At 68.0% G+C, this 23510-nt stretch carries 20 protein-coding genes; 14 read left to right on the top strand and 6 right to left on the bottom strand.

The features are described from left to right. Nucleotides 1–16: 16 nt before the first annotated feature. Both groES and EBL84_RS02010 read right to left on the bottom strand, forming a co-directional pair. The gene (gene groES, locus EBL84_RS02015; RefSeq protein WP_005221801.1) at nt 17–307 is read right to left on the bottom strand and encodes a co-chaperone GroES; all 291 of its coding nucleotides are present in this window, start codon (nt 305–307) and stop codon (nt 17–19) included. Nucleotides 308–586: 279 nt separating this feature from the next. Further along, a complete protein-coding gene (locus EBL84_RS02010) occupies nt 587–1018 on the bottom strand; it encodes an FxsA family protein (RefSeq protein WP_123139282.1) in 432 nt (143 codons plus the stop codon). A 505-nt stretch (nt 1019–1523) separates the two neighbouring features. Here EBL84_RS02010 and cutA point away from each other — a divergent pair. The 12 genes from cutA (at nt 1524) to purD (ending at nt 14082) form a co-directional block, all read left to right on the top strand. Then, on the top strand, nt 1524–1859 hold the full coding sequence (cutA, locus tag EBL84_RS02005; protein WP_123139281.1) for a divalent-cation tolerance protein CutA: 336 nt from the start codon (nt 1524–1526) through the stop codon (nt 1857–1859). Then, nucleotides 1859–4141, top strand: coding sequence for a protein-disulfide reductase DsbD (locus EBL84_RS02000; RefSeq protein ID WP_123139280.1), 2283 nt, complete (start codon nt 1859–1861; stop codon nt 4139–4141). The genes cutA and EBL84_RS02000 overlap by 1 nt, the downstream gene beginning before the upstream one ends. After that, the gene (locus EBL84_RS01995; RefSeq protein WP_123139279.1) at nt 4138–4707 is read left to right on the top strand and encodes a TlpA disulfide reductase family protein; all 570 of its coding nucleotides are present in this window, start codon (nt 4138–4140) and stop codon (nt 4705–4707) included. Before EBL84_RS02000 ends, EBL84_RS01995 begins: the two co-directional genes overlap by 4 nt. A gap of 132 nt (nt 4708–4839) precedes the next feature. Continuing rightward, nucleotides 4840–5301, top strand: coding sequence for a type II 3-dehydroquinate dehydratase (gene aroQ / locus EBL84_RS01990; protein WP_005221810.1), 462 nt, complete (start codon nt 4840–4842; stop codon nt 5299–5301). Nucleotides 5302–5303: 2 nt separating this feature from the next. Further along, entirely contained in the window at nt 5304–5768 is a 465-nt protein-coding gene (gene accB, locus EBL84_RS01985; RefSeq protein ID WP_123139278.1) for an acetyl-CoA carboxylase biotin carboxyl carrier protein, read from the top strand. A gap of 99 nt (nt 5769–5867) precedes the next feature. Next, on the top strand, nt 5868–7208 hold the full coding sequence (accC, locus tag EBL84_RS01980; protein ID WP_062274983.1) for an acetyl-CoA carboxylase biotin carboxylase subunit: 1341 nt from the start codon (nt 5868–5870) through the stop codon (nt 7206–7208). 699 nt (nt 7209–7907) lie between these two features. Further along, nucleotides 7908–8789: a 50S ribosomal protein L11 methyltransferase gene (gene prmA / locus EBL84_RS01970; RefSeq protein ID WP_123139276.1), complete on the top strand. Its 882-nt coding sequence runs from the start codon at nt 7908–7910 to the stop codon at nt 8787–8789. Continuing rightward, complete coding sequence (dusB, locus tag EBL84_RS01965) at nt 8786–9793, top strand: tRNA dihydrouridine synthase DusB (protein WP_123139275.1); 1008 nt, start codon at nt 8786–8788, stop codon at nt 9791–9793. The genes prmA and dusB overlap by 4 nt, the downstream gene beginning before the upstream one ends. Then, nucleotides 9790–10098 (top strand): helix-turn-helix domain-containing protein, encoded by a 309-nt coding sequence (locus EBL84_RS01960; RefSeq protein WP_005221820.1) that lies wholly within the window; start codon nt 9790–9792, stop codon nt 10096–10098. Before dusB ends, EBL84_RS01960 begins: the two co-directional genes overlap by 4 nt. A 104-nt stretch (nt 10099–10202) precedes the next feature. Beyond that, the gene (purH, locus tag EBL84_RS01955) at nt 10203–11777 is read left to right on the top strand and encodes a bifunctional phosphoribosylaminoimidazolecarboxamide formyltransferase/IMP cyclohydrolase (protein ID WP_123139274.1); all 1575 of its coding nucleotides are present in this window, start codon (nt 10203–10205) and stop codon (nt 11775–11777) included. Between the two features lie 170 nt (nt 11778–11947). Next, the gene (gene lpxA / locus EBL84_RS01950; protein ID WP_123139273.1) at nt 11948–12724 is read left to right on the top strand and encodes an acyl-ACP--UDP-N-acetylglucosamine O-acyltransferase; all 777 of its coding nucleotides are present in this window, start codon (nt 11948–11950) and stop codon (nt 12722–12724) included. Between the two features lie 65 nt (nt 12725–12789). Beyond that, nucleotides 12790–14082, top strand: a complete 1293-nt coding sequence (gene purD / locus EBL84_RS01945) for a phosphoribosylamine--glycine ligase (RefSeq protein WP_123139272.1) — start codon at nt 12790–12792, stop codon at nt 14080–14082. A gap of 38 nt (nt 14083–14120) precedes the next feature. Here purD and EBL84_RS01940 read toward each other — a convergent pair whose 3' ends face one another. Then, the gene (locus EBL84_RS01940; protein ID WP_123139271.1) at nt 14121–15101 is read right to left on the bottom strand and encodes an aminoglycoside phosphotransferase family protein; all 981 of its coding nucleotides are present in this window, start codon (nt 15099–15101) and stop codon (nt 14121–14123) included. 213 nt (nt 15102–15314) lie between these two features. Between EBL84_RS01940 and EBL84_RS01935 the strand changes: the two genes are divergently transcribed. After that, a complete protein-coding gene (locus EBL84_RS01935; RefSeq protein WP_123139270.1) occupies nt 15315–17759 on the top strand; it encodes an LPS-assembly protein LptD in 2445 nt (814 codons plus the stop codon). Then, nucleotides 17740–19074 carry a peptidylprolyl isomerase gene (locus EBL84_RS01930; RefSeq protein ID WP_123139269.1) on the top strand — a complete coding sequence of 445 codons (1335 nt, stop codon included), beginning with the start codon at nt 17740–17742 and terminating at the stop codon, nt 19072–19074. Before EBL84_RS01935 ends, EBL84_RS01930 begins: the two co-directional genes overlap by 20 nt. Before the next feature lie 99 nt (nt 19075–19173). Here the strand turns inward: EBL84_RS01930 and purE are convergent, their stop codons facing one another. The 3 genes from purE to EBL84_RS01915 all read right to left on the bottom strand — a co-directional run bounded on the left by purE (nt 19174) and on the right by EBL84_RS01915 (nt 23441). Continuing rightward, complete coding sequence (purE, locus tag EBL84_RS01925; protein ID WP_123139268.1) at nt 19174–19686, bottom strand: 5-(carboxyamino)imidazole ribonucleotide mutase; 513 nt, start codon at nt 19684–19686, stop codon at nt 19174–19176. Next, nucleotides 19683–20837, bottom strand: a complete 1155-nt coding sequence (purK, locus tag EBL84_RS01920) for a 5-(carboxyamino)imidazole ribonucleotide synthase (protein WP_123139267.1) — start codon at nt 20835–20837, stop codon at nt 19683–19685. Before purK ends, purE begins: the two co-directional genes overlap by 4 nt. Nucleotides 20838–21518: 681 nt before the next feature. After that, nucleotides 21519–23441 (bottom strand): acyltransferase family protein, encoded by a 1923-nt coding sequence (locus tag EBL84_RS01915; RefSeq protein WP_148040254.1) that lies wholly within the window; start codon nt 23439–23441, stop codon nt 21519–21521. Nucleotides 23442–23510: the final 69 nt, after the last annotated feature.

Genomic DNA, 23510 nt, shown 5'->3' with positions numbered 1-23510 from the left:
CGGGGGAGCGCTCGGCTCAACCCTCGACGACACCCATGATGTCGTCCTCGCGCATCACCAGGAACTCCTGGCCGTCGAGCTTGACCTCGGTGCCGGAGTACTTGCCGAACAGCACACGGTCGCCGACCTTGACGTCGAGGCCACGGGCCTCACCGTTGTCGAGGATCTTGCCGTTGCCGACAGCGACCACCTCGCCCTGGATCGGCTTCTCGGTGGCCGAGTCCGGGATCACGATACCGGCGGCGGTGGTGCGCTCTTCCTCCATGCGACGGACAACGACGCGATCATGCAAGGGACGGATGTTCATTCAAGGGCTCCTCGTAACGGTTGAGAAGTGGATCTATCTGTATCTAGAGCGCCACAGCGGTGGTGACCGGAGGTCTGTTAGCACTCACCTGAAACGAGTGCTAATAGTAGAGACAAAATCCATGCTGTCAAGGGTCCGATGACGGGGCGATCTCGACTGCGGAAGGCAGAGACCACAACGCCGGAGCAAGGGCTGGGGGTGGCGGCGGAGAGGCGGGCGGCGAGCGGCGGGCGGCATCGTCACGACCGGAGCCGTGACGATGCGCGAGAGGGGCGCGGATCAGTCCTCGCGACGGTAGTCACCCTCGATGACGCGGGGTTCGTCGGGCGAACGGAAGGGGTCCTGCCCCTGCACCGTGGTCACCGAGATCCCGCGCACGTAGCGCAACACCAGCGCCCGGCGCAGCGGCGGCACCAGCAGCAGGAAGCCGACCACGTCGGTGAGGAATCCGGGCAGCAGCAGGAAGAGTCCGGCGACCAGCAACAGGGCGCCGTCCATCATCTCGAGCGCGGGCACCTCGCCGCGGTCGCTCAGCTCGCGGACCCGCAACAGCACGCCGAAGCCCTGGTGACGGACCAGCCAGGTCCCGATCACCGCGGTGAGGATCGACAGCATGATGGTCGACAGGGCGCCGATCTCGGAACCGACCTCGATCAGCAGATAGATCTCGATCAGCGGCAGCCCGATGAAGAGCACAAGAAAAAGCAGCACGGCGTTAGTCTCGATCAGGGTGGAAGACCAGGATCCCGGGGACCGGGACCGGCGAGCGCCCGCGCCAACCGGGCAGCGGGCATATCGGCCCTCCCGCGACCAGGTATCGGGGAGGCGACTGGAGGAAGGACGGCAGCATAGCCATGCCCTGCAGCATAGTGCATCGCACGCCCCGAATGGAACCGGCGACGGTCAGCGGTGACAAGGCGCCAGTTCCCAGCTCCCAGCTCCCAGCTGCCAGTCGCCAGCTCCCAGCCTCCAGTAAGGAAAGCCAGGAGCTGACAGCTAGGGCTGACGACTGACCGCTGGCGGCTGGCGACTGATGGCTGGCGGCTGGCGGCTGGCGGCTGGCGACTGGCGACTGGCGGCTGGCGGCTGGCGGCTGGAAGCCATATTGACAGCACGCGCCGGCGCCACTCAGGATGCCGCAACACCCCGGCGTGAACCATCGGCGGACGCGGCGCACCAAGAAGGATCAGGCCATACCCGCAAGGAGACCCAGAGCATGCACCCGGACCCCCGCCATCACCTGTTGCTGTGCACCTGTCCCGATGTCGCCCAGGCGACCCGGCTCGCCGAGCAGCTGGTCGAGGAGGAGCTGGCCGCCTGCGTCAATCTGGTCCCCGGCCTGACCTCGATCTATCGCTGGGCGGGCGAGATCGCGCGCGAGCGCGAGGTCCTGCTGCTGATCAAGACCAGCGCCGAGCGCAGCCGGGCGCTCATCGACCGACTCGCCGAACTCCACCCCTACGAGACCCCGGAGGCGATCGCCGTCCCCATCACCGAGGGGCTCGCCGACTATCTGAACTGGATCGACACCGCCACAGGAGCGCACCGCTGATGTCCCGCCTCGCTCACCTGTCACGTCACCTGCCGCTGCTCGTGCTGCTCGCGCTGCTGCTCCCGGGACTCGCGGCCCAGGCCCGCGACGACTTCCTGCTCCCGGATCAAGCCTTCCAGCCCAGCGCCGAGGCCATCGACGCCGACACCCTGAAGGTGCGCTGGCGCATCGCCGAGGGCTACTATCTCTACGCCGCCAAGTTCGCCTTCACCACCGACACCGCCGGCATCACCCTCGGTGAGCCGGTACTGCCCGAGCCCGAGATCAAGCAGGACGAGTTCTTCGGCGAGGTCGGCATCTATCGCGACACGGTCGAGATCACCCTGCCCGTGACGCGCTCCGCCGCGGCCCCCGAGGTGCTCACCCTGGAGACCACCTCACAGGGCTGCGCCGACGCCGGACTCTGCTACCCGCCGCACCGCCAGCGCGTCCAGGTACGCCTGCCCGCGCCGCCGCTCGCCCCACCGGCCCCGGCGATCCCGCTGCCCGGACTCGATGCCGGCGCCAGCATCAGCCGCGCCCTCGGCCTCGACGACGAGATCCTCACCGTCGACCAGGCCTTCGACCTCCAGGTCGAGGTGCTCGGCCCCGAACGGGTGCGGCTGCACTGGGAGATCGCCCCCGGCACCTATCTCTATCGCGACCTGGTCGAGGTCGCGCTCGACGACGCGCGGCTCGCGCTCGAGCAGCCGGCGCTGCCGCCGGGCGAGATCAAGCACGACTCGGTGCTGCCCGACGGCAGCATCGGCGACGTCGCCGTCTATCACGACCGTCTCACCCTCGACCTGAGCCTGCGCCGCGCCACCACCGAGGCGCTCGACACCACCCTGGTGGTCGGCTACCAGGGCTGCGCCGAGCGCGGCATCTGCTACCCGCCGCAGCACCGTCGACTGACCCTCGCCCTCCCCGCCGGCGGCAGTGCCGCGCCCATCGCCGCCGCCCCGGCGCCGGCTGCGCCTGCGCCGAGCGCGGCGCCGGTCTCCGAGCAGGACCGGCTGGCCTCGACCCTGGCCAACGCCAGCCTGTGGACCAGCGTGGCGTTGTTCTTCGGCCTCGGCCTGCTGCTCGCCTTCACCCCCTGCGTGTTCCCGATGATCCCCATCCTCTCCGGGATCATCGCCGGCCAGGGTGCCGGCATCACCACCCGCCGCGCCTTCGTGCTGTCGCTGGTCTACGTGCTGGCGATGGCGCTGACCTACACCGTCGCCGGGGTGCTCGCCGGGCTGTTCGGCGCCAACCTCCAGGCCGCCTTCCAGGACCCCTGGATCCTCGGCGCCTTCGCCCTGGTGTTCGTCGCCCTGGCGCTGTCGATGTTCGGCTTCTACGACCTCCAGCTGCCGGCCAGCCTGCAATCACGCCTGGCCGCGCTCAGCAACCGCCAGCAGGGCGGCACCCTCGCCGGGGTGGCGATCATGGGCCTGCTCTCGGCGCTGATCGTCGGTCCCTGCGTCGCCCCGCCGCTGTTCGGCGCGCTCATCTATATCAGCCAGACCGGCGATGCACTGCTCGGCGGCGTGGCGCTGTTCGCGCTGAGTCTCGGCATGGGCGCACCGCTGATCGTCATCGGCACCTCGGCGGGCAAGCTGCTGCCCCGCGCCGGGGCCTGGATGGAGGCGGTCAAGGCGGTGTTCGGCGTCGCCCTGCTCGCCGTCGCCATCAGCCTGATCGAGCGGGTGATCCCGGCGGCGGTGGCGATGCTGCTGTGGGGCCTGCTGCTGATCTGCTCGGCGGTCTATCTCGGTGCGCTCAGCCCGCTCGGCCACGAGAGCGGCGGCTGGCGCAAGCTGTGGAAGGGGCTAGGGGTGGCGCTGCTGGTCTACGGCGGCCTGATGCTGATCGGCGCCGCCGCCGGCGGCAAGGACACCCTGCAGCCGCTGCGCGGGCTCGGCATCGGCGGCGGCGGCGAGGCGGCCCATGCCGAGTTCACCCGGGTCAAGACGGTCGCCGATCTCGACCGCGAACTGGCCGCCGCCAGCGCCCAGGGCCGCCCGGTGATGCTCGACTTCTATGCCGACTGGTGCGTCGCCTGCAAGGAGATGGAGCGCTACACCTTCAGCGACCCCGCGGTGATCGCAGAGCTCGACCGCTTCGTGCTGCTGCAGGCCGACGTCACCGCCAACGACGCCGCCGATCAGGCGCTGATGCAAGGACGCTTCGGCATCCCCGGACCGCCGGCGATGCTGTTCTTCGGCGCCGACGGCGCCGAGCGCACCGGCTTCCGCCTGGTCGGCTTCACCCCCGCCGAGGCCTTCGCCGATCACCTGCGCCGGGCCGCACCATGAGCCCGGCCAAGGTGGTGCTGGTCACCGCGTTGGCCGGCGGCATCAGCATCGGCGCGGCGGTCCTCGGTCAGCGCTGGCTCGACCAGGGCGCCGACCGCGACCGTCACGCCGGGCTGCGCGGCGGCACACTCGACCAGCTGCCGGACTTCCGCCTCCCCGACCTCGGGGGACGCGAACACACGAGCAACGCCTGGGCCGGCCGCCCGCTGATCCTCAATTTCTGGGCGGTGTGGTGCCCGCCCTGCGCCACCGAGCTGCCGTTGCTCGAGCAGTTCGCCCGCACCCACGCCGAGACCGGGATACGGGTGGTGGCGATCGCCGTCGACCGCCCGGAGACGACCCGCGCCTTCCTCGCCGAACACCCGCTCGATCTCACCGTGCTGCTCGCCGATCTCGAGGCCATCGACCTCGCCCGGCGCCTCGGCAACCGCGTCGAGGGGCTGCCCTTCACCGTCGCCTTCGACGCCCGTGGCCGACGCATCTTCAGCCACACCGGGGCACTCGATCAGGCACAATTCGAGCAACTCGCCGCCCGACTCGCCGACGACCCCGCGAGCGCCCGCTGAGGGGGCGTGAATTCGCCGAACCAGCTGGACATCATCCCGTAAAATACGGACAATTCGCAGCGGTTCACTACTATTCAAAGCCGAAATAGTGGATCCGAAACCGTTGCAACCTTCGGCGAGGCAGCTGGCGACATGGCCGCGATCCTGGTCCTGAACGGACCCAATCTCAACCTCCTCGGAACCCGCGAGCCCGCGCACTACGGCAGCACCACGCTGGCCGACATCGAGCGCGAGCTCCAGCAGATGGCTGCACGGGCGGGACACGACCTCGCCTTCCTGCAGAGCAACGCCGAGCACGTCCTGGTCGACGCAGTCCACCGCGCGGCACACGAGAACGTGCGCTTCATCATCATCAATCCGGCCGCCTTCACCCACACCAGCGTCGCCCTGCGCGATGCGCTGCTGGGGGTCGCGATCCCCTTCATCGAGGTGCACCTGTCGAACGTGCACGCCCGCGAGCCGTTTCGCGCCCACTCCTACTTCTCCGACATCGCGGAGGGAGTGATCTGCGGGCTCGGGGCCGAGGGATACGCACTGGCGCTGCGCGCTGCGCTCACCCGCGTGGCGCAAGACCACACGAACGAGAAACACTGACCATGGACATCCGCAAGGTTAAGAAGCTGATCGAGCTGTTGGAGCAATCCGACGTCGCCGAGATCGAGATCCACGAGGGCGAGGAATCCGTGCGCATCAGCCGCCACGGCAGCACCGCCATGCCGGTCTACACCCCGCAGCAAGCCGCGGCGCCGGCCCCGGCTGCACCCGCGGCGAGCGTTGCCGCGAGCAGCGCCGACGAGGGCGATGACGAGGCCCCGCTCGAACTCCAGGGCGAGGTCGTGCGCTCGCCGATGGTCGGCACCTTCTACCGCGCCCCGGCGCCGGGCGCCAAGTCCTTCGTCGAAGAGGGCCAGTCGGTCAAGACCGGCGAGACCCTGTGCATCATCGAGGCGATGAAGATCCTCAACCAGATCGAGTGCGAGCAGGCGGGCACCATCAAGCGCATCCTGGTGGAGAACGGTCAGCCGGTCGAATACAACCAGCCGCTGTTCGTGATCGAGTGATCGAGTGAGGGGACGCCCCCTCACGCGAGCGTCGACCCTGCGCCACCTCGGTGGCGCAGCCTGGCAACCGCTACAGAAGACACTGCAATCATGGCTGCAATGATCGAGAAGGTTCTGATCGCGAACCGCGGCGAGATCGCGCTCCGGGTGCTGCGCGCCTGCCGCGAGCTCGGCATCAAGACCGTCGCGGTACACTCCGAGGCCGACCGCGACCTCAAACACGTGCTGCTGGCCGACGAGGCCGTGTGCATCGGCCCGGCGTCGTCCCAGCAGAGCTACCTCAACATCCCGGCGCTGATCAGCGCCGCCGAGGTGACCGACACCGTCGCCATCCACCCCGGCTACGGCTTCCTCTCGGAGAACGCCGACTTCGCCGAGCGCGTCGAACACTCCGGGTTCATCTTCATCGGCCCGCGCCCCGAGACCATCCGCCTGATGGGCGACAAGGTCTCGGCGATCGAGGCGATGAAGGCCGCCGGCGTGCCCTGCGTCCCCGGCTCGGGCGGCCCGCTCGACGACAACAAGAAGCGCACCCTGGAGCTGGCGCGCGAGATCGGCTACCCGGTGATCATCAAGGCATCGGGCGGCGGCGGCGGACGCGGCATGCGCGTGGTGCACTCCGAGGCCACCCTGCTCAACGCCATCTCGCTGACCAAGGCCGAGGCCGCCGCGGCCTTCGGCAACGACATGGTCTACATGGAGAAGTACCTGGAGAACCCGCGTCACATCGAGTTCCAGGTACTCGCCGACCAGATGGGCAACGCCATCCATCTCGGTGAACGCGACTGCTCGATGCAGCGCCGCCACCAGAAGGTGGTCGAGGAGGCCCCGGCCCCCGGCATCACCGAGGAGCAGCGCCGCACCATCGGCGAGCGCTGCGCCGAGGCCTGCCGCACCATCGGCTACCGTGGCGCCGGCACCTTCGAGTTCCTCTACGAGAACGGGCAGTTCTACTTCATCGAGATGAACACCCGCGTCCAGGTCGAGCACCCGGTCACCGAGATGGTCACCGGCATCGACATCATCAAGGAACAGATCCTGATCGCCGCCGGCGAACCGCTGCGCTACCGTCAGGAGGACATCGAGATCCGCGGACACGCCATCGAGTGCCGGATCAACGCCGAGAACTCCGAGACCTTCATGCCCAGCCCGGGCAAGATCACCGAGTTCCACGCCCCCGGCGGCCCCGGCGTACGGCTGGAGACGCACATCTATTCCGGCTACACGGTGCCCTGTTACTACGACTCGATGATCGGCAAGCTGATCACCCACGGTGAGGATCGCGACGCCGCCATCGCACGCATGTGCAGCGCGCTGCGCGAGACCATCATCGACGGCATCGACACCAACATCAAACTCCAGCGCACCATCATGCGCGACGGCGCCTTCCTCGCCGGTGGACCCAACATCCACTACCTCGAGAAGATGCTCGGCCTCTGAGCCACCGGGGCGGGCAGCCGCCCGCCCCGCTCGCTCCAGCCTCCAGCCTCCAGCCTCCAGCCTCCAGCCTCCAGCCTCCAGCCTCCAGCCTCCAGCCTCCAGTCAGATTGTGAACCGCCAAGCGCGCGAAGATGAAGAAAGGCTTCCAGCTGCCAGCCTCCAGTGAGGGGCTGGGGTGTCTCGTCGCGTCGCGGTTGATCGCACACCGACACTGGAGACTGTTTACTGAAGGCTGATCGCTTTCTTCGCGTCCTTTGTGTCTTGGCGGTTTGGACCAGCTTCCAGCGATCGGCTTCCAGCCTCCAGTCGGGAAGGCTGGTGTGCATGATCAGCGATTGACGGGCAAGACGGTATCTTGGCGGTTCAATCTCCCGGCGGCTGGCGGCTGACAGCTGGTGGCTGGTCCAAACCGCCAAGACACCAAGGACACGAAGGGTTTTTGGGCGTGGATGACGGTCGATTCCCGGCCAACAGCGACCCGTCCCGTAGGCCGGGCAAAGCGCAGCGTGCCCGGCGCCTGCGTGCGCCTCGATGGGCACGCTGCGCTTTGCCCATCCTACGACGCTGGCAGCAAGTGGCTGGTGGCTGGTAGCTGGCGGCTGGCGGCTGGCGGCTGGCGGCTGGAAGCTGATCGCCACCCGCCCCAGCCTCGCGCGCGGATGCTATGATTTCAGGTTTGTTTCAGAGGACGCTCGCCCCATGCCCTGGCTTCAGCTCAGATTCGATGCCCCCCGCGAACAGGCCGAACGGCTCGCCATCGAGCTGGAGGAGGCCGGCGCGCTGTCGGTGACCTTCGGCGATGCCGGCGACGAGCCGCAGCTCGAGCCGGGGCCGGGCGAGACCCCGCTGTGGACCGAGGTGACGACCACCGCGCTGTTCGAGGACGATGCCGCCAGCCGCGCGCTGGTCGCCGCGCTCGTTGGCGACCTCGGCACCCGTCTGCCGGTCCCGCCCGTGGTCGAGCGGCTGGAGGATCAGGTCTGGGAGCGCGTCTGGCTCGACACCTTCAAACCCACCCGCTTCGGTCAACGGTTGTGGGTCTGTCCGCACGGCCAGTCGCCCGAGGCCGCTGACGCGGTCATCGTCGCGCTCGACCCGGGGCTGGCCTTCGGCACCGGGCACCACGCCACCACCGCGCTCTGTCTGGAGTGGCTCGACGGCGCCGACCTCGCCGGCAAGACGGTGCTCGACTACGGCTGCGGCTCGGGCATCCTCGCCATCGCCGCACTCAAGCTCGGCGCCGCGCGCGCCGTCGCCGTCGACCACGACCCCCAGGCGCTCCAGGCCACCCGTGACAACGCCGCGGCCAACGACGTGGCCGAGCGCATCGAGTGCCATCTGCCCGACGCCCAGCCCGAGGGCGAGGCCGACATCGTGCTGGCCAACATCCTCGCCGGCCCGCTGGTCGAGCTGGCCCCGCGGCTGATCGCAGCGGTTGGCGACGGCGGCGCGCTGGTGCTCTCCGGCGTGCTCGCCGAGCAGGCCGAGACGGTGCGTGCGGCCTATGCCGAGACGATCGCGCTCGATCCCACCTGTCAGCGCGAGGACTGGGTACGGATCAGCGGACGCCGCTCGACATGAGCGCCAGCCCCTTCCGGATCGGCCCGCACCGACTGGAGAACAATCTGGTGCTGGCGCCGATGGCCGGCATCACCGATCGCCCCTTCCGCACCCTCTGCCGCCGTCTCGGCGCGGGGCTCGCGGTCTCGGAGATGATCTCGGCCAACACCGCGCTGTGGGGCACCCGCAAGTCGGTGCGCCGACTCGACTTCGGCGACGAGCACGGACCGGTCTCGGCGCAGATCCTCGGCGCCGACCCCACGGCCATGGCCGAGGCGGCGCGGATCAACGTCGCCCACGGCGCCGACATCATCGACATCAACATGGGCTGCCCGGCGAAGAAGGTGTGCAAGGTCGCCGCCGGCTCGGCGCTGTTGCGCGACGAGTCGCTGGTGGCGGCGATCCTCGAGGCGGTGGTGGCGGCGGTGGAAGTACCGGTCACGCTCAAGATCCGCACCGGCTGGGCGCCGGAGGCGCGCAACGCCCCGCACATCGCCCGCATCGCGCACGAGAGCGGCATCGCCGCGCTCACCGTGCACGGGCGCACCCGCGCCTGCGGCTATGGCGCCCCGGCCGAGTACGACACCATCCGCGCCATCCGCGAGCAGGTGCCGATCACCCTGATCGCCAACGGCGACATCGGCGACGCGCGCTCGGCGCGCGCGGTTCTGGACTACACCGGCGCCGATGCTATCATGATCGGGCGCGCGGCCCAGGGACGCCCCTGGATCTTCCGCGACATCGCCACCGCACTGGCCACGGGCGACACGTCCGACCCGGCCCCGCCCCCCCGAACCTGGATCAGGGACCTCCTGCGCGAACACCTCGAGCAGCTCTACCAGTTCTACGGCGACCACGGCGGGGTGCGCATCGCGCGCAAGCACATCGCATGGTACAGCCGCCACCTCCCCGGTGCGGCGCGCTTTAGAGACCAAATCAACCGGACCGAGACGCCGGCGCAACAACTCGCGCAGGTGCTCGCGTTCTTCGATCAATGCCCCGACACGGAGACAGACGCAGCATGAAGACAGAGGCTGCAGGCAACGCATCGGAGCCGAACTCGACGGGGCTCCGGGTGACGGACGCCAACCACTCCGACCCGCTGAACAAGTGCGTGCGCCTCGCCCTGCGCGCCTATCTCGACAACATGGGCGACCATGACGTGCATGATCTCTACGCCCTGGTGATGGAGGAGGTCGAGCGTCCGCTGTTCGAGACCGTGCTCCAGCACACCGGCGGCAATCTCAGCCAGGCCTCGCGCATGCTCGGCATGACCCGCACCACCCTGCGCAAGCGGCTGAACGACTACGGGGTCGAGCGCGAGCGTTGAGCGCACCCCCGCCGGCGTCGACCGCGACGCCGACCGATTGATTCCCCGCGGGGAATCGATCAGCATCCATCCAGTACCAACCAACCGATCCGGACCTACACCAGATGCAACCCATCAATCGCGCCTTGATCAGCGTTTCCGACAAGACCGGCCTGGTCGACTTCGCCCGGGAGCTGGCGGCCAGAGGCGTCGAAATCCTCTCCACCGGCGGCACCGCGCGACTGCTCACCGAGCAGAACATCGCCGTCACCGAGGTCTCCGACTACACCGGCTTCCCCGAGATGATGGCCGGGCGCGTCAAGACCCTGCACCCGAACATCCACGGCGGCATCCTCGGTCGTCGCGGCACCGATGACCGGGTGATGCGCGAGAACGGGATCAAGCCGATCGATCTGGTGGTGGTCAACCTCTATCCCTTCGAGCAGACCGTGGCGCGTCCCGACTGCGACCTGCCGACGGCGATCGAGAACATCGACATCGGCGGCCCGACCCTGCTGCGCGCAGCGGCCAAGAACCACGCCAACGTCACCGTGGTGGTCGACGCCGCCGACTACGCCCGCGTCGGCGCCGAGCTGGCCGAGCACGGCGGGGTGAGCGACACCACCCGCTTCGACCTCGCCGCCAAGGCCTTCGAGCACACCGCCCGCTACGACGGCGCCATCGCCAACTATCTCGGCGCCCGCGCCGAGGCCCGGAGCGAAGGCGAGGAGGCCCCGGTGGCCCTGCCGCGCACCCTCTCGCTGCAGCTGGTGCGTCACCAGTCGATGCGCTACGGCGAGAACCCGCACCAGAACGCCGCCTTCTATGTCGAGCACCAGCGCGCCGAGGCCGGCATCAGCACCGCCCACCAGCTCCAGGGCAAGGCGCTGTCGTTCAACAACATCGCCGACACCGACGCCGCGCTCGAGTGCGTCAAGCAGTTCGACGAGGCCCCGGCCTGCGTCATCGTCAAGCACGCCAACCCCTGCGGCGTGGCCATCGGCGCGAACATCCGCGAGGCCTACGAGCGCGCCTTCTCGACCGATCCCGAGTCGGCCTTCGGCGGCATCATCGCCTTCAACCGCGAACTCGACGCCGAGACCGCGAAGCTGATCGTCGAGCGTCAGTTCGTCGAGGTGATCATCGCCCCCAGCGTCGCCCCCGAGGCCGCGGTGGCCGTCGCCGCCAAGAAGAACGTGCGTCTGCTCGTCTGCGGCGAGTGGTCGGCCCAGCCCGGCGCCCGGCTCGACTACAAGCGCGTCAACGGCGGCCTGCTGGTGCAGGACGCCGACCTCGCGCTCCACGACGCGCTGCGCACCGTCACCACCCGCGAGCCCAGCGAGCAGGAACTCACCGACCTGCTGTTCGCCTGGCGGGTGGCCAAGTTCGTCAAGTCCAACGCCATCGTCTACGGTCGCGACGGCATGACCATCGGCGTCGGTGCCGGCCAGATGAGCCGCGTCAACTCCGCGCGCATCGCCGCGATCAAGGCCGAGCACGCCAACCTCCAGGTCGCCGGATCGGTGATGGCCTCCGACGCCTTCTTCCCCTTCCGCGACGGCATCGACCAGGCCGCCGAGGCCGGCATCACCGCCGTCATCCAGCCCGGCGGCTCGATGCGCGACGAGGAGACCATCGCCGCCGCCAACGAGCACGGCATGGCCATGGTGTTCACCGGGATGCGCCACTTCCGCCACTAGGCCGGCGCATCAATCTGAACCGCAAAGACGCGAAGCACGCAAAGCGATCTTGAGGGAGGCCCTGGGCGCATCCCGACACCGGGGGCGGCAACAGGCCGCTCCCGGAGAAGAGCCTTGGCGTCCTTTGCGCCTTTGCGGTTCCATCTGCATCGGAGCAGCGGATTCGAACCATGCGCATCCACCCCACCGCCATCATCGAGGACGGGGCCGAGATCGACCCCAGCGTCACCATCGGCCCCTACTCGATCGTCGAGTCCGGCGCCGTGATCGGTCCCGAGTGCCGTATCGAGAGTTGCGCGCGCATCTACGGCAACACCCGCATGGGCGCGCACAACCGCGTCTGTCACGGCGTCACCCTCGGTGCCGAGCCGCAGGATCTGAGCTTCACCCCGGAGCGCGCCACCCCGCTGGTGATCGGCGACCACAACCATTTCAAGGAAGGGGTCAACATCAGCTGCGGGATCAAGTCCGAGCAGGGCACCCGCATCGGCGACCACAACTTCTGGATGGCCTTTTCCCACGCCGGACACGACGCCCAGGTCGGTGATCACAACATCCTCGCCAACGGCGCCACCCTCGCCGGTCATGTCACCGTCGAGGACCACTGCTTCGTCTCCGGTCAGGTGGCGGTCCACCAGTTCGCCCGTATCGGCGCCTACGCGATGATCGCCGGGGTCACCGGGGTGTCGCAGGACGTGCCGCCCTACGCCCTCGCCGACGGCCACCGCGCCCGCTTCGTCGGGCTCAACGTGGTCGGGCTGCGCCGCGGCGGCTTCGATCAGGCGCAGCGCAGCCGCATCAAGGCGGTCTACCGGCTGGTGTTCCGCTCCGGGCTGCGTCTGGCCGAGGCGCTGGTGCGCGCCGAGCGCGAGCACCCCGGCCCCGAGACCGAGCACATCGTGCGCTTCATCCAGTCGAGTCGACGCGGGCTGATCTCGCTCGGCTGAGCCGCGAACCGAACCCAACCCACACAGCCAATCGCGCGGCCAGCGGCCGCGTCTGGAGCAACCCCATGAAGATCCTCATCATCGGTGGCGGCGGGCGCGAACACGCGCTGGCCTGGAAGGCCGCCCAGTCCCCGCTCGCCGAACGCGTCTACGTCGCCCCCGGCAACGGCGGCACCGCGCTCGAACCCAAGATCGAGAACGTGGCGATCGCCGCCGAGGACATCGCCGCGCTGGTCGACTTCGCCCGCGCCCAGCAGATCGGCCTGACCATCGTCGGCCCCGAGGCGCCGCTGGTCGCCGGCGTGGTCGACGCCTTCGCCGAGGCCGGGCTGGCCTGCTTCGGCCCGCGCCGCGACGCCGCCCAGCTGGAGGGCTCCAAGGCCTTCACCAAGGACTTCCTCGCCCGTCACCAGATCCCCACCGCCGCCTACGGCGTGTTCACCGAGATCGAGCCGGCGCTCGCCTATCTGCGCGAGATCGGCGCGCCGATCGTGGTCAAGGCCGACGGCCTGGCCGCCGGCAAGGGCGTGATCCTCGCCGATGATCTGGCCACCGCCGAGGCCGCGGTGCGCGACATGCTCGACGCCGGGCGCTTCGGCAGCGCCGGGGCGCGGGTGGTGATCGAGGAGTTCCTGCGCGGCGAGGAGGCGAGCTTCATCGCCATGGTCGACGGCGAGCACATCCTCCCCTTCGCCACCTCGCAGGACCACAAGGCGCGCGACGACGGCGACCGCGGTCCCAACACCGGCGGCATGGGCGCCTACTCGCCGGCACCGATCGTCACCCCCGAGATCCACGCCCGCATCATGCGCGAGGTGATGGAGCCGACCGTCGCCGGGCTCGCCGCCGAGGGCACGCCCTACACCGGTTTCCTCTACGCCGGGCTGATGATCGACGAGCACGGCACCCCCAAGGTGCTGGAGTTCAACTGCCGTCTCGGCGACCCCGAGACCCAGCCGCTGCTGATGCGTCTCGACTCCGACCTGATCGCGCTGTGTCAGGCCGCGCTCGAGGGTCGGCTCGACCGGATCGAGGCCGCCTGGAACCCCAACCCCGCGCTCGGCGTGGTGATGGCCGCCGGCGGTTATCCGGACGGCTACGAGAAGGGCAAGGAGATCCTCGGTCTGGAGGCCGCCGCGGCCACCGGCGCCAAGGTGTTCCATGCCGGGACCACGCGCGAGGGCGAGCAGGTGCGCACCAGCGGCGGGCGCGTGCTCTGCGTCACCGCCATCGGCGAGAACGTCTCGGCGGCCCAGGCCGCCGCCTATGCCGGGGTCGACCAGATCTGCTGGGACGACTGCTTCTGCCGTCGCGACATCGGCCACCGCGCCATCGCCCGCGAGCGCGCGGACGACTGAGCGCTCGGCCAGCGCGCCGGGCCCGCGCCCGGCGCGACTCAGAGCCCGTCGAGCAACCGCGCCAGCCCGGCCAGCTCGGGATGGCGCGCGGCGACCGTGCGCAGCGCGTCGAGCACCCGTGGCAGGTCGTCGAGATACTGCCGCTTGCCGTCGCGCAGCGCGAGCCGGGCGAAGATCCCGCACACCTTGAGGTGACGCTGCACCCCCATGAGGTCGAACCAGCGCAGGAACTGCGCCGGGTCGCGACCGCCGGCGCTCGCCGCCGGGAGGACGCCGCGCGCCAGCGCGTGCCGGCGGAAGTCGAGCGCCCAACCCTCGACGCGCGCCTCCGGCCAGCTGATATAGGCGTCGCGCAGCAGCGACACCAGGTCATAGGTCAGCGGCCCCAGCACCGCGTCCTGGAAATCGAGGACGCCGGGGTTGTCGGCGGCCAGCCACATCAGGTTGCGCGAGTGATAGTCGCGATGCACGCAGACCTGCGGCTGTTCGAGCGCGCTGTCGATCAGCACCCGGTCGAGCGCATCGAGCAGCGCCGTGGTCGCCGCGTCGGGCGCGCGCCCGAGATGGCGTTCGAGGAACCAGTCGCGGAACAGCCCCAGCTCGCGTCCGAGGAAGGCGGCGTCGTAGCGCGGCAGGTCGTCGGTCGCCACCGCCGTCTGCAGCGTCAGCAGCGCGTCCATCGCCTCACCATAGAGCCGGTCGGCGTTGGTCTCGTCGAGCACCTGCAGATAGGGCCGCTCACCGAGGTCGTCGAGCAGCAGGAAACCCTGCTCGATCGCCGCGGCGTGCACCCCGGGCGCATTGAGCCCGGCCTCGCGCAACCGTCGCGCCAGGCGCGCGAAACGGCCACAGTCCTCGTGCTCGGGCGGGGCGTCCATCGCGATCAGGGTACGATCGTCGAGATGGACCCGCAGATAGCGCCTGAAGCTCGCGTCGGCCGAGGCCGAGGTGAGCAGGAAGGGCGCCCCTTCGAGCACCTGATCGAGCCAGGCGTGGAGCGCTGCGTCGCGGTCGGCCAAGGGGGAACTCCGGTGGGTTGTCGGTGAAAACACAGAGGGAGACGCAATGATCCAGCCACCAGCGCGTGCGCGCAACGCCGGGATCGGCTCCGGGACGGCCCAGCTCGCCGTTCGACGGGGCATGATCGCGATTGATGGTATGGCCCAGATATGACATCGTTGCAGCCTCCAACCGGATCCGTCCACCCGCTCACCAACCAGCCCGTCAGACGCATGGCGACCATGGTCGACTTCAAACAGGGCGTGCGCGCCTCACTGCTGGCGACCCTGCTCGCCGTCTCCGCGCCGGGCGCGGCGAACTGCACCCAGGACTGCCCGGAGTCCGAATCCAGCGATGGCGGCACCCTGGCGACGCTGCGCGCCATGCTCTCGGCGATCCGTCTGCCCGATCTGGTCGCGCTCAGCCCGCTCGCCCCCGATGACAGCCTCCCGGCCGAGCCCGAGGAGCCCGTCCCGCAGCCCGGCGCGGCGCGCGCCAGCGTCGATTATCTGCACCGGGGGCTGGAGTGGGATCAGTGCGGCCCGCGCAAGGGCGCCAACGTCTCCATCCTCGGCAACGAGGACGACACCACCCCCATCGACATCGTCGCCGACCGGGTCGACTACGACCGTCGGGGCGAGCGCATCGAACTGCGCGGCACCGTCGAGATCACCCGCCCGGGCCAGCGTCTCGAGGCCGACCGCGCCACCTACGCGAGCGCCAGCGGCCAGACCGAGGCCAGCGGCGACGTCTTCCTCGACTATCGCGGGCTGCGTCTCCAGGGCGATCGTGCCGACTACAACCTCGACACCCAGACCGGCGAGATCGAGCACGCCCGCTACCGTCTCTCCGGCAGCGCCAACCTGCGCGGCAGCGCCACCCGCGCCGAGCTGCTCGACCCGGCGCGCAGTCGCTACGAGGACATCGTCTACACCACCTGCGCGCCCGGCAACGACGACTGGTCGATCCGCGCCTCCACCCTGGAGCTCGACCGCGACAGCGGCATGGGCGTGGCGCGCAACGCGCGGCTGCGGGTGGCCGACGTGCCGGTGCTCTATACCCCCTATCTGCGCTTCCCGATCGACGATCGGCGGCGCAGCGGCCTGCTGATCCCCTCGTTCGGCTCGTCGAGCGAGACCGGCACCGATATCACCATCCCCTACTACTGGAACATCGCGCCCAACATGGACGCGACCCTGATGCCGCGCTACATGAGCACCCGCGGGCTGATGCTCGGCGGCCAGTTCCGCTATCTCTCGCCCCACCAGCAGATCGAGATCAACGCCGAGCTGCTGCCCGAGGACCGCAAGAACCCCGAGGAAGGGGTGCGCGGCGCGCTGCGCGTGCTGCAGAACGGCTACTACGCCGGCTGGTACAGCTCGATCGACTACGCCTCGGCCTCCGACGACCAGTATCTGGAGGACTTCGGCAACCGACTCGACGTCACCAGCCTGCGCAACCTCTCGCAGCGTGCCGACTTCGGCTATACCGGCGAGGGCTGGCGCACCCTGATCCGGTTGCAGCAGTTCCAGACCGTCGACACCAGCATCACCCCCGAGAACCGTCCCTACGGCCAGCTCCCGCACCTCGAACTCGAACTCGACCCGCAGCGCTGGAACGGCCTGCTCGAGTACCGCTTCCAGGGCCAGTACGACTACTTCGACCACAGCAACGCCGTCCACGGCAGCCGCCTGGTGGCGGTGCCCTCGGTGCGCATCCCGATACGCCGCAGCTTCGGCTATCTCATCCCCCAGGCACGGGTCTACTACACCGGCTACGAGCTGCAGGACCAGCAGGACGGCCTGCCCGAGCGCCCCTCGCACCTCATCCCCAGCTTCGATCTCGACGGCAAGCTGGTCTTCGAGCGCGAGACCAACTGGTTCGGCAGCAGTGCGCTGCAGACCCTGGAGCCGCGCATCTACTACCTGCTCACCGCCTACGAGGACCAGTCGGACACCCCGCGCTTCGACACCACCGCGCTCGACTTCAGCTTCGCCAGCCTGTTCCGCGCCAACCGCTTCACCGGCTACGACCGCATCGGCGACGAGAACCGTCTCACCCTCGGCCTGACCTCGCGCACCATCGCCGACGACAGCGGGCGCGAACTGTTCCGCGCCAGCATCGGCCAGATCTACTACTTCGACTCGCGCCGCGTGCGACTCTACGGCGACGAGGCCGAGGAGGACGTTAGCTCCTCGGTCGCCGGCGAGTTCGCCGCCCGTCTCAGCCAGGACTGGAGCGCACGGGCGAGCGTACAGTGGAACCCCAACGAGACCGAGGACCCGTGGGAGAAGCGGGTGCTGCAGCTGCGCTACGCCCCCGAACCGAACCGTCTGGTCAACCTCAGCTATCGCTACAACCTCGGCAACCAGACCGGATCCGAACGCTACGAGGACGCCGACCTCTCCTTCCAGCTCCCGCTCGGCGACCGCACCCGGCTGGTCGGGCGCTGGCTCTACTCGATGCTCAACGACGAGACCATCGAGGCCTTCGCCGGCATCGAGTACGGACGTTGCTGCTGGCGCCTGCGCCTGCTCGGACAGCACCTCAAGACCAGCTCCGAGCGCGACGGCAGCACCAGCGTCATGTTGCAACTGGAGCTTGCCGGTCTCGGTTCATTCGGCAACCCGATCGACAAGCTCCTGGAAAGAGGAATCTATGGGTACCACACGGACTAACCGGCCCGCCCCCTGGGCCGGCCTGCTCGGCGGCCTCGCGCTCGCCCTGGCGCTCGCGCTCGGCGCGACGCCCGCCACCGCCGCGGTCGAGGCGCTCGACGCCATCGTCGCCGTGGTCAACGACGACGTCATCGTGCAGAGCGAGGTCGAGCGCGAGATCGAACTGGTGCTGCCGCAGATGCAGCGCGCCGGCACCGCCGCGCCGCCGCGTCCGCAGCTCGAGAAACAGGTGCTCGATCGCCTGATCCTCAAGCGGCTGCAGCGCCAGCAGGCCCGCGCGCTCGGCATCGAGGTCGACGAGGCCACCCTCAACGAGGCGCTCGGCGACATCGCCGCGCGCAACGGTCTCACCATCGCCGAGCTGCAGGCCACGCTCGAGACCGGCGGCATCGACTTTGCCGACTTCCGCGAGGACACCCGCGACCAGATCCTCACCAGCCGACTGCAGAACCAGGAGGTGGTGAGCAAGATCCGCATCACCGACCAGGAGATCGACCGCTTCCTCGAGCGCGAGTCGAGCCTGCTGATCGAGCGCGAGCGGGTGCGTCTCCAACACATCCTCATCGCCCTGCCCGAGCAGCCCGACGCCGAGCAGGTCGCACGCGCCGAACGCAAGGCCAAGCAACTGGTGGTCAAGCTACGCGGCGGCGCCGACTTCGCGGCACTCGCGGCACGCGACTCCGACGGGCGCAACGCGCTGCAGGGCGGCGACCTCGGCTGGTTCGAGATCGGCGCCACCCCGACCCTGGTCGCCGACCTGGCGCTGACCCTCAACGAGGGCGAGATCAGCGACCCGATCCGCAGCTCCAGCGGCTATCACATCATCAAGCTCAGCCAGATCGAGGGCGCCAAGCCGGGCAACCTGCAGCAGACCCATGTGCGCCACATCCTCATCCGCACCAACGAGCTGGTCTCCGACGCCGACGCCAAGCGCCGTCTCTCGGTGCTGCGCCAGCGCATCCTCGGCGGCGACGACTTCGCCCTGCTCGCCCGCGCCAACTCCGACGACACCGGCTCGGCGCTGCGCGGCGGCGACCTCGGCTGGGTCAATCCCGGCGACACCGTGCCGGCCTTCGAGGAGGTGATGGACAGGCTCGGGCCGGAGCAGCTCAGCACCCCCTTCCAGAGCCCCTTCGGCTGGCATCTGGTGCAGGTGCTGGAGCGCCGCACCCAGGACTCGGCCGAGGGTGCGATGCGCATCAAGGCACGCGAGGCGCTGCAACAGCGCAAGGCCGAGGAGGCGATCGAGCAGTGGCTGCGCCAGCTGCGCGACGAGGCCTATATCGAGATCAGGCTCGACGACCTCGAGCCCTGAGCGGACGAAGACGGCGCCGCGTGGATGCGGCGCCGGAAGGAGACGGGATCGTGACGGGCGCGCCGCGCGGCGCGCCCGGGGCGAGAGGCAGGTCGCGACTCAGGCGCCGGCCTCGAGCTGGGCGACCTTGTCCATCACCAGCTTCTCCAGGTCGCGCTTGTACTGCGCCACCCGCTCGCGGATCTCGGGGTCGGACGCGCCGAGGATCTGCGCCGCGAGCAGCCCCGCGTTCTTCGCCCCGTTGATCGCCACCGTCGCCACCGGCACCCCGGCGGGCATCTGCACGATCGACAGCAGCGAGTCCTCGCCCGACAGGGTCGAGGTCTTCACCGGCACCCCGATCACCGGCAACGGCGTCAGCGAGGCGGCCATGCCCGGCAGGTGCGCCGCGCCGCCGGCACCGGCGATGATCACCTGCAGCCCGCGCGCGACGGCCTGCTCGGCGTACTCGTAGAGCCGACGCGGGGTGCGGTGGGCCGAGACGATGGTCATCTCGTAGGGGATGCCGAGACCGGCCAGGCTGTTGGCCGCCTCCTGCATCACCGGCAGGTCCGAATCGCTGCCCATGATGATGCCGACTCGCGCGCGCGCGCGTTCCTGAACCTGGCTCATGCCTGCTCCTCCCCGGTGATCTCGATCAGCTCGCGTACCCGCAGCGCCTTCTCGCGCGCCTGTTCGATGTCGGTATCGAGCACGGTGACATGGCCCATCTTGCGAAACGGCGAGGTGGTGGCCTTGCCGTAGAGGTGCACGCACACGCCCGGGATGGCGAGGGCCTCGGCCATCCCCCGGATCACCGGCCGGCCACGATAGCCGGGCGCGCCGAGCAGATTGATCATCGCCGCCGGCACCAGCTGGTCGGTCGAGCCGAGCGGCAGCCCCACCACCGCGCGCAGATGCTGCTCGAACTGGTCGGTGACGCAGGCCTCGATGGTGTGATGGCCGGAGTTGTGGGTGCGCGGCGCCACCTCGTTGACCAGCAGCGAGCCGTCCTCGGCGAGGAACATCTCGACACCGAACACCCCGACGCCGCCGAGCGCCTCGACCGTGCGCACCGCCAGGGCGCGCGCCGCCTCGGCCTCGCTGTCGTCGATCGCCGCCGGGGCGAGCAGCATGTCGAGCACGTTCTCGCCGGCGCGGAAGCACATCTCCACCGGCGGGTAGCAACGGCAGGCGCCGTCGCGCCCACGCGCCACCAGCACCGCGACCTCCTTGCGCGCCGGCACGAAGCGCTCGACCAGCGAGGGCGCCGGCAGGTGACGGTCGAAGTCCTCCGGACGCTTGATGATCGACACCCCGCGCCCGTCGTAACCACCGCGTCGCGCCTTCTGCACCAGCGGATAGCCGAAAGCGGCGAAGGCCTCGGGCGTGGGCTCGGGCATCGGCACGAAGGGCGCGGTGGGAATCCCCGCCGCCTCCAGCGCCTGCTTCTGGGTGAGCTTGTCCTGGATCAGCGCCAGCACCCCCGGCGCCGGATAGATCGCATGCCCCTCCTGCTCGAGTTCGACCAGGGTCTCGGTGCCGATGTCCTCGATGTCGAAGGTGAGCACGTCGCAGGCATCGGCCAGCTCGCGCAGCTTGGCCGGATCATGATAGTGACCGACGATCTGCTGACCGGCGATCTGCGCCGCGGGCGAACCCGGCTGCGGATCGAGCACCACGCAGGTGCAGCCGATCCGCTTGGCGGCCTTGGCCATCATGCGGCCGAGCTGGCCACCACCGATGATGCCGATACGGGCAATGGGTAAGGAAAATCGATCCATAGTGCAATGATCGGGGATGTGGAAGAAATTGGAAAGCCCTAAAGAATACAGGGGAGTAGTCAGGACAGCGCGTGGACGTATCGGCTGGGTCGGGCGACGGTCGCGGGGACGCTGAGACGACATGGTATCGGCTGCGCCCGCGAGTCTCCAGTCTTACCTTCCGTGCAAAACCTCGCGCCCGAGACGTCTGCGGATGCCAACAAGCCTCAATCTCGCCGAAAAACGGGGGGCGACTTGTCGTAACGGCTGGCAGGTCGTCGACAGGGCTTGAGCCCTGCCAACGGGCGCTCGGTGGCGTTGCGATCGCGGGATTTGCGAAACGTCCGCAGGCAGCCAGCCGCAGCGGCGCTTACGCCCTCTTCTTGTCCGCCGCCAGCGCCGAGACGCATGGCACGGACCGGCGTCGAGTCGATCATCCAGGTCTCCCGCCCGATCCCCCGGTCTCGGGTTGCCGGAGGTGCAACCGCTCCAGGCCCTTGGGCAAGGTGTCGCCCCAGGCCAGCCACGCCATGCCGCCACCGGGCACAGCCCCGGAAGAGACCCTTGAGCGAAGAGACCCTTGAGCATCGGGCGAGCGCACCGGCACCGCTGGCTGCAATCAACGCCCAGGGCTTCAAACCTGTGCGATCGAGCCCCCCGTCAGAAACAAGGATCGCCAAACAGACGCAGGACGAAAACCCCTTACTGGACAAGAGACTGGAACTCGCCGCGGGCCTTGAGCTTGGTCATGAACAGCGAAGCGCCAAACTCAGTCCAGTGCAGTTGGTCAAAATACGAAAACTTGTTGTTTTCATAGAATGGACATCCGCCAGCACAGAAAACCTCTTCGGTGTCGATAAAGTCGACACCCAGACGACCTGCCATGCTCCTTGCATAATCCGTTTCTTCCGGTCTCAACCATCTCTTCTCGTTGAGCGATGCGTTCATCAAGGGCAACGATCTTTGCCCCTTGGTGATCGCATTGATGGATAGCCATGTCTCTCCGATCAATGGCTTCGGACCGAAAAAGACAACCTTTATCTCAGGATTGAGAGCCTTTATTTCCGCGACGGCCTGGCGATAGAATGCTTCCGCATCTTCCGGCTCGCCGGCCATTTGCCAATGAGCGGCATAGACAAATATTTCAGCGTCCTGTATCTCCGGCGAGGAGATCATCGTCGCAAAGTTCTGACGACACGACTCCGCGTTCTTTTCAGCCCCCCACTTCGGCATCATGAAGGCGGCGCACTCAAAGCTGGTCTGATAGATCTTCAGACCAAAACGATCGTCGTTCGCCAATGCCTTGTAGATATCGAATGCCTGACTATCCCCGAAGATCAGTATATTCGTCGCATCGTCACGGAAACCGCTGCCCGAAATCTCCGACCAATACTGCTCCCGCTCCTGCTTTATCGCCTGCTCATCCATCGCAAGATTGGAATTCAGCCTGAATCCAAACCCGTTACCCAGATAGGTGGCAAGCCCAACCAGGCCAATGCCCGACATGGCGAAAACCAGCACCAGGATCTTCTTTCCACCGACCCTGGAGCGAACCCTTTTCTCGACGAACTGGTAGGTCAACCATGCCAACAGGAAGGCCCCGGCGACACCGAGCAGCCGGGTCGCCACGGCAGGCGAGCCGTCCTCGAGGATATAACCGAAGGAAAGGATCGGCCAATGCCACAGATAAAGCGGATAGCTGATCAGGCCGACCCACACGAAGAGTCGGCTTGAAAGCACTTTCTCGTTGACCCATGCCTGAGGCCCGGCAGCGATTATCAAGACGGCGCCAAGTACAGGGAACAGCGCCCAATAACCCGGAAACTCGGATCGTTCGTTGATTTGTGTTACGGCAACGATCAAAAACAGCACGCCAACCAAGGAAAAAACATTGGCCTTGTTTAGAAATGCCTTGCCCTTGCCCGTCTCGACGGCACTGCCAACCGGCTCGGCATACAATTTCAGCCAGGCCAGCAGACTCCCGGCAAGCAGCTCCCAGAAGCGGGTCAGCGGAAGGTAAAAAGCGGCTTCCTCGTTGTTTTTTGTCGTGACGATACCGAGAGAGAAAGACACGACAAGCACGCCAACGATCAGCCAGGCAAGGCTTACCCCTTTTCGCCATGCCAGCATGACCAGCAGGGGCCAGAAGATATAGAACTGTTCCTCGACACCCAGACTCCACAAGTGCAGCAAGGGCTTTAGTTCGGCGGCACTATCGAAATATCCCGACTCCGTAAACAGAACGATGTTGGAGATGAAGGCAGCACCAGAGGCAATATGCTTGCCCAGCTGCTCGTACTCGTTCTCCAGCAAGAAATACCAGCCAAAGAGATAACTCGAGAGCAGCACCAGGAAAAGCGCCGGAAAGATCCGCTTCACCCGTCTGCCATAGAAATCGGACAGACTGAAAGCACCGGCATCAACGCTCTTGAATATGATCGAGGAGATAAGAAAACCGGATATCACAAAGAAAACGTCAACGCCAACGAAGCCACCCCTCAAATGGCTGGGAAAGGCGTGAAAAAGAACGACAAAAAGAACGGCGACAGCCCGGAGCCCGTCAATATCTGGACGATATGCGGGATGACAGCCAGAATCTTTACTTGGACGCTTTTCTTTTTCCATCAAAAACAACCTGCCCCCTGCCTGAAAAGCAAGAGGCACAAATCATGAATATTCGAAAAGCGAAAGGAT

Source organism: Marichromatium sp. AB31 (assembly GCF_003718685.1).
Lineage (GTDB): Bacteria > Pseudomonadota > Gammaproteobacteria > Chromatiales > Chromatiaceae > Marichromatium > Marichromatium gracile.
The sequence above is the reverse complement of the archived record's forward strand: the minus strand, read 5'-3'. Positions and strand labels throughout refer to the sequence as shown.

What these genes read in the sequence shown, in the direction of transcription:
- groES (WP_005221801.1), bottom strand. Translation starts at nt 307, where the DNA reads ATGAACATCCGTCCCTTGCATGATCGCGTCGTTGTCCGTCGCATGGAG.
- cutA (WP_123139281.1), top strand. Translation starts at nt 1,524, where the DNA reads ATGCACCCGGACCCCCGCCATCACCTGTTGCTGTGCACCTGTCCCGAT.
- EBL84_RS02000 (WP_123139280.1), top strand. Translation starts at nt 1,859, where the DNA reads ATGTCCCGCCTCGCTCACCTGTCACGTCACCTGCCGCTGCTCGTGCTG.
- EBL84_RS01995 (WP_123139279.1), top strand. Translation starts at nt 4,138, where the DNA reads ATGAGCCCGGCCAAGGTGGTGCTGGTCACCGCGTTGGCCGGCGGCATC.
- aroQ (WP_005221810.1), top strand. Translation starts at nt 4,840, where the DNA reads ATGGCCGCGATCCTGGTCCTGAACGGACCCAATCTCAACCTCCTCGGA.
- accB (WP_123139278.1), top strand. Translation starts at nt 5,304, where the DNA reads ATGGACATCCGCAAGGTTAAGAAGCTGATCGAGCTGTTGGAGCAATCC.
- accC (WP_062274983.1), top strand. Translation starts at nt 5,868, where the DNA reads ATGATCGAGAAGGTTCTGATCGCGAACCGCGGCGAGATCGCGCTCCGG.
- prmA (WP_123139276.1), top strand. Translation starts at nt 7,908, where the DNA reads ATGCCCTGGCTTCAGCTCAGATTCGATGCCCCCCGCGAACAGGCCGAA.
- dusB (WP_123139275.1), top strand. Translation starts at nt 8,786, where the DNA reads ATGAGCGCCAGCCCCTTCCGGATCGGCCCGCACCGACTGGAGAACAAT.
- EBL84_RS01960 (WP_005221820.1), top strand. Translation starts at nt 9,790, where the DNA reads ATGAAGACAGAGGCTGCAGGCAACGCATCGGAGCCGAACTCGACGGGG.
- purH (WP_123139274.1), top strand. Translation starts at nt 10,203, where the DNA reads ATGCAACCCATCAATCGCGCCTTGATCAGCGTTTCCGACAAGACCGGC.
- lpxA (WP_123139273.1), top strand. Translation starts at nt 11,948, where the DNA reads ATGCGCATCCACCCCACCGCCATCATCGAGGACGGGGCCGAGATCGAC.
- purD (WP_123139272.1), top strand. Translation starts at nt 12,790, where the DNA reads ATGAAGATCCTCATCATCGGTGGCGGCGGGCGCGAACACGCGCTGGCC.
- EBL84_RS01935 (WP_123139270.1), top strand. Translation starts at nt 15,315, where the DNA reads ATGGCGACCATGGTCGACTTCAAACAGGGCGTGCGCGCCTCACTGCTG.
- EBL84_RS01930 (WP_123139269.1), top strand. Translation starts at nt 17,740, where the DNA reads ATGGGTACCACACGGACTAACCGGCCCGCCCCCTGGGCCGGCCTGCTC.
- purE (WP_123139268.1), bottom strand. Translation starts at nt 19,686, where the DNA reads ATGAGCCAGGTTCAGGAACGCGCGCGCGCGCGAGTCGGCATCATCATG.
- purK (WP_123139267.1), bottom strand. Translation starts at nt 20,837, where the DNA reads ATGGATCGATTTTCCTTACCCATTGCCCGTATCGGCATCATCGGTGGT.
- EBL84_RS01915 (WP_148040254.1), bottom strand. Translation starts at nt 23,441, where the DNA reads ATGGAAAAAGAAAAGCGTCCAAGTAAAGATTCTGGCTGTCATCCCGCA.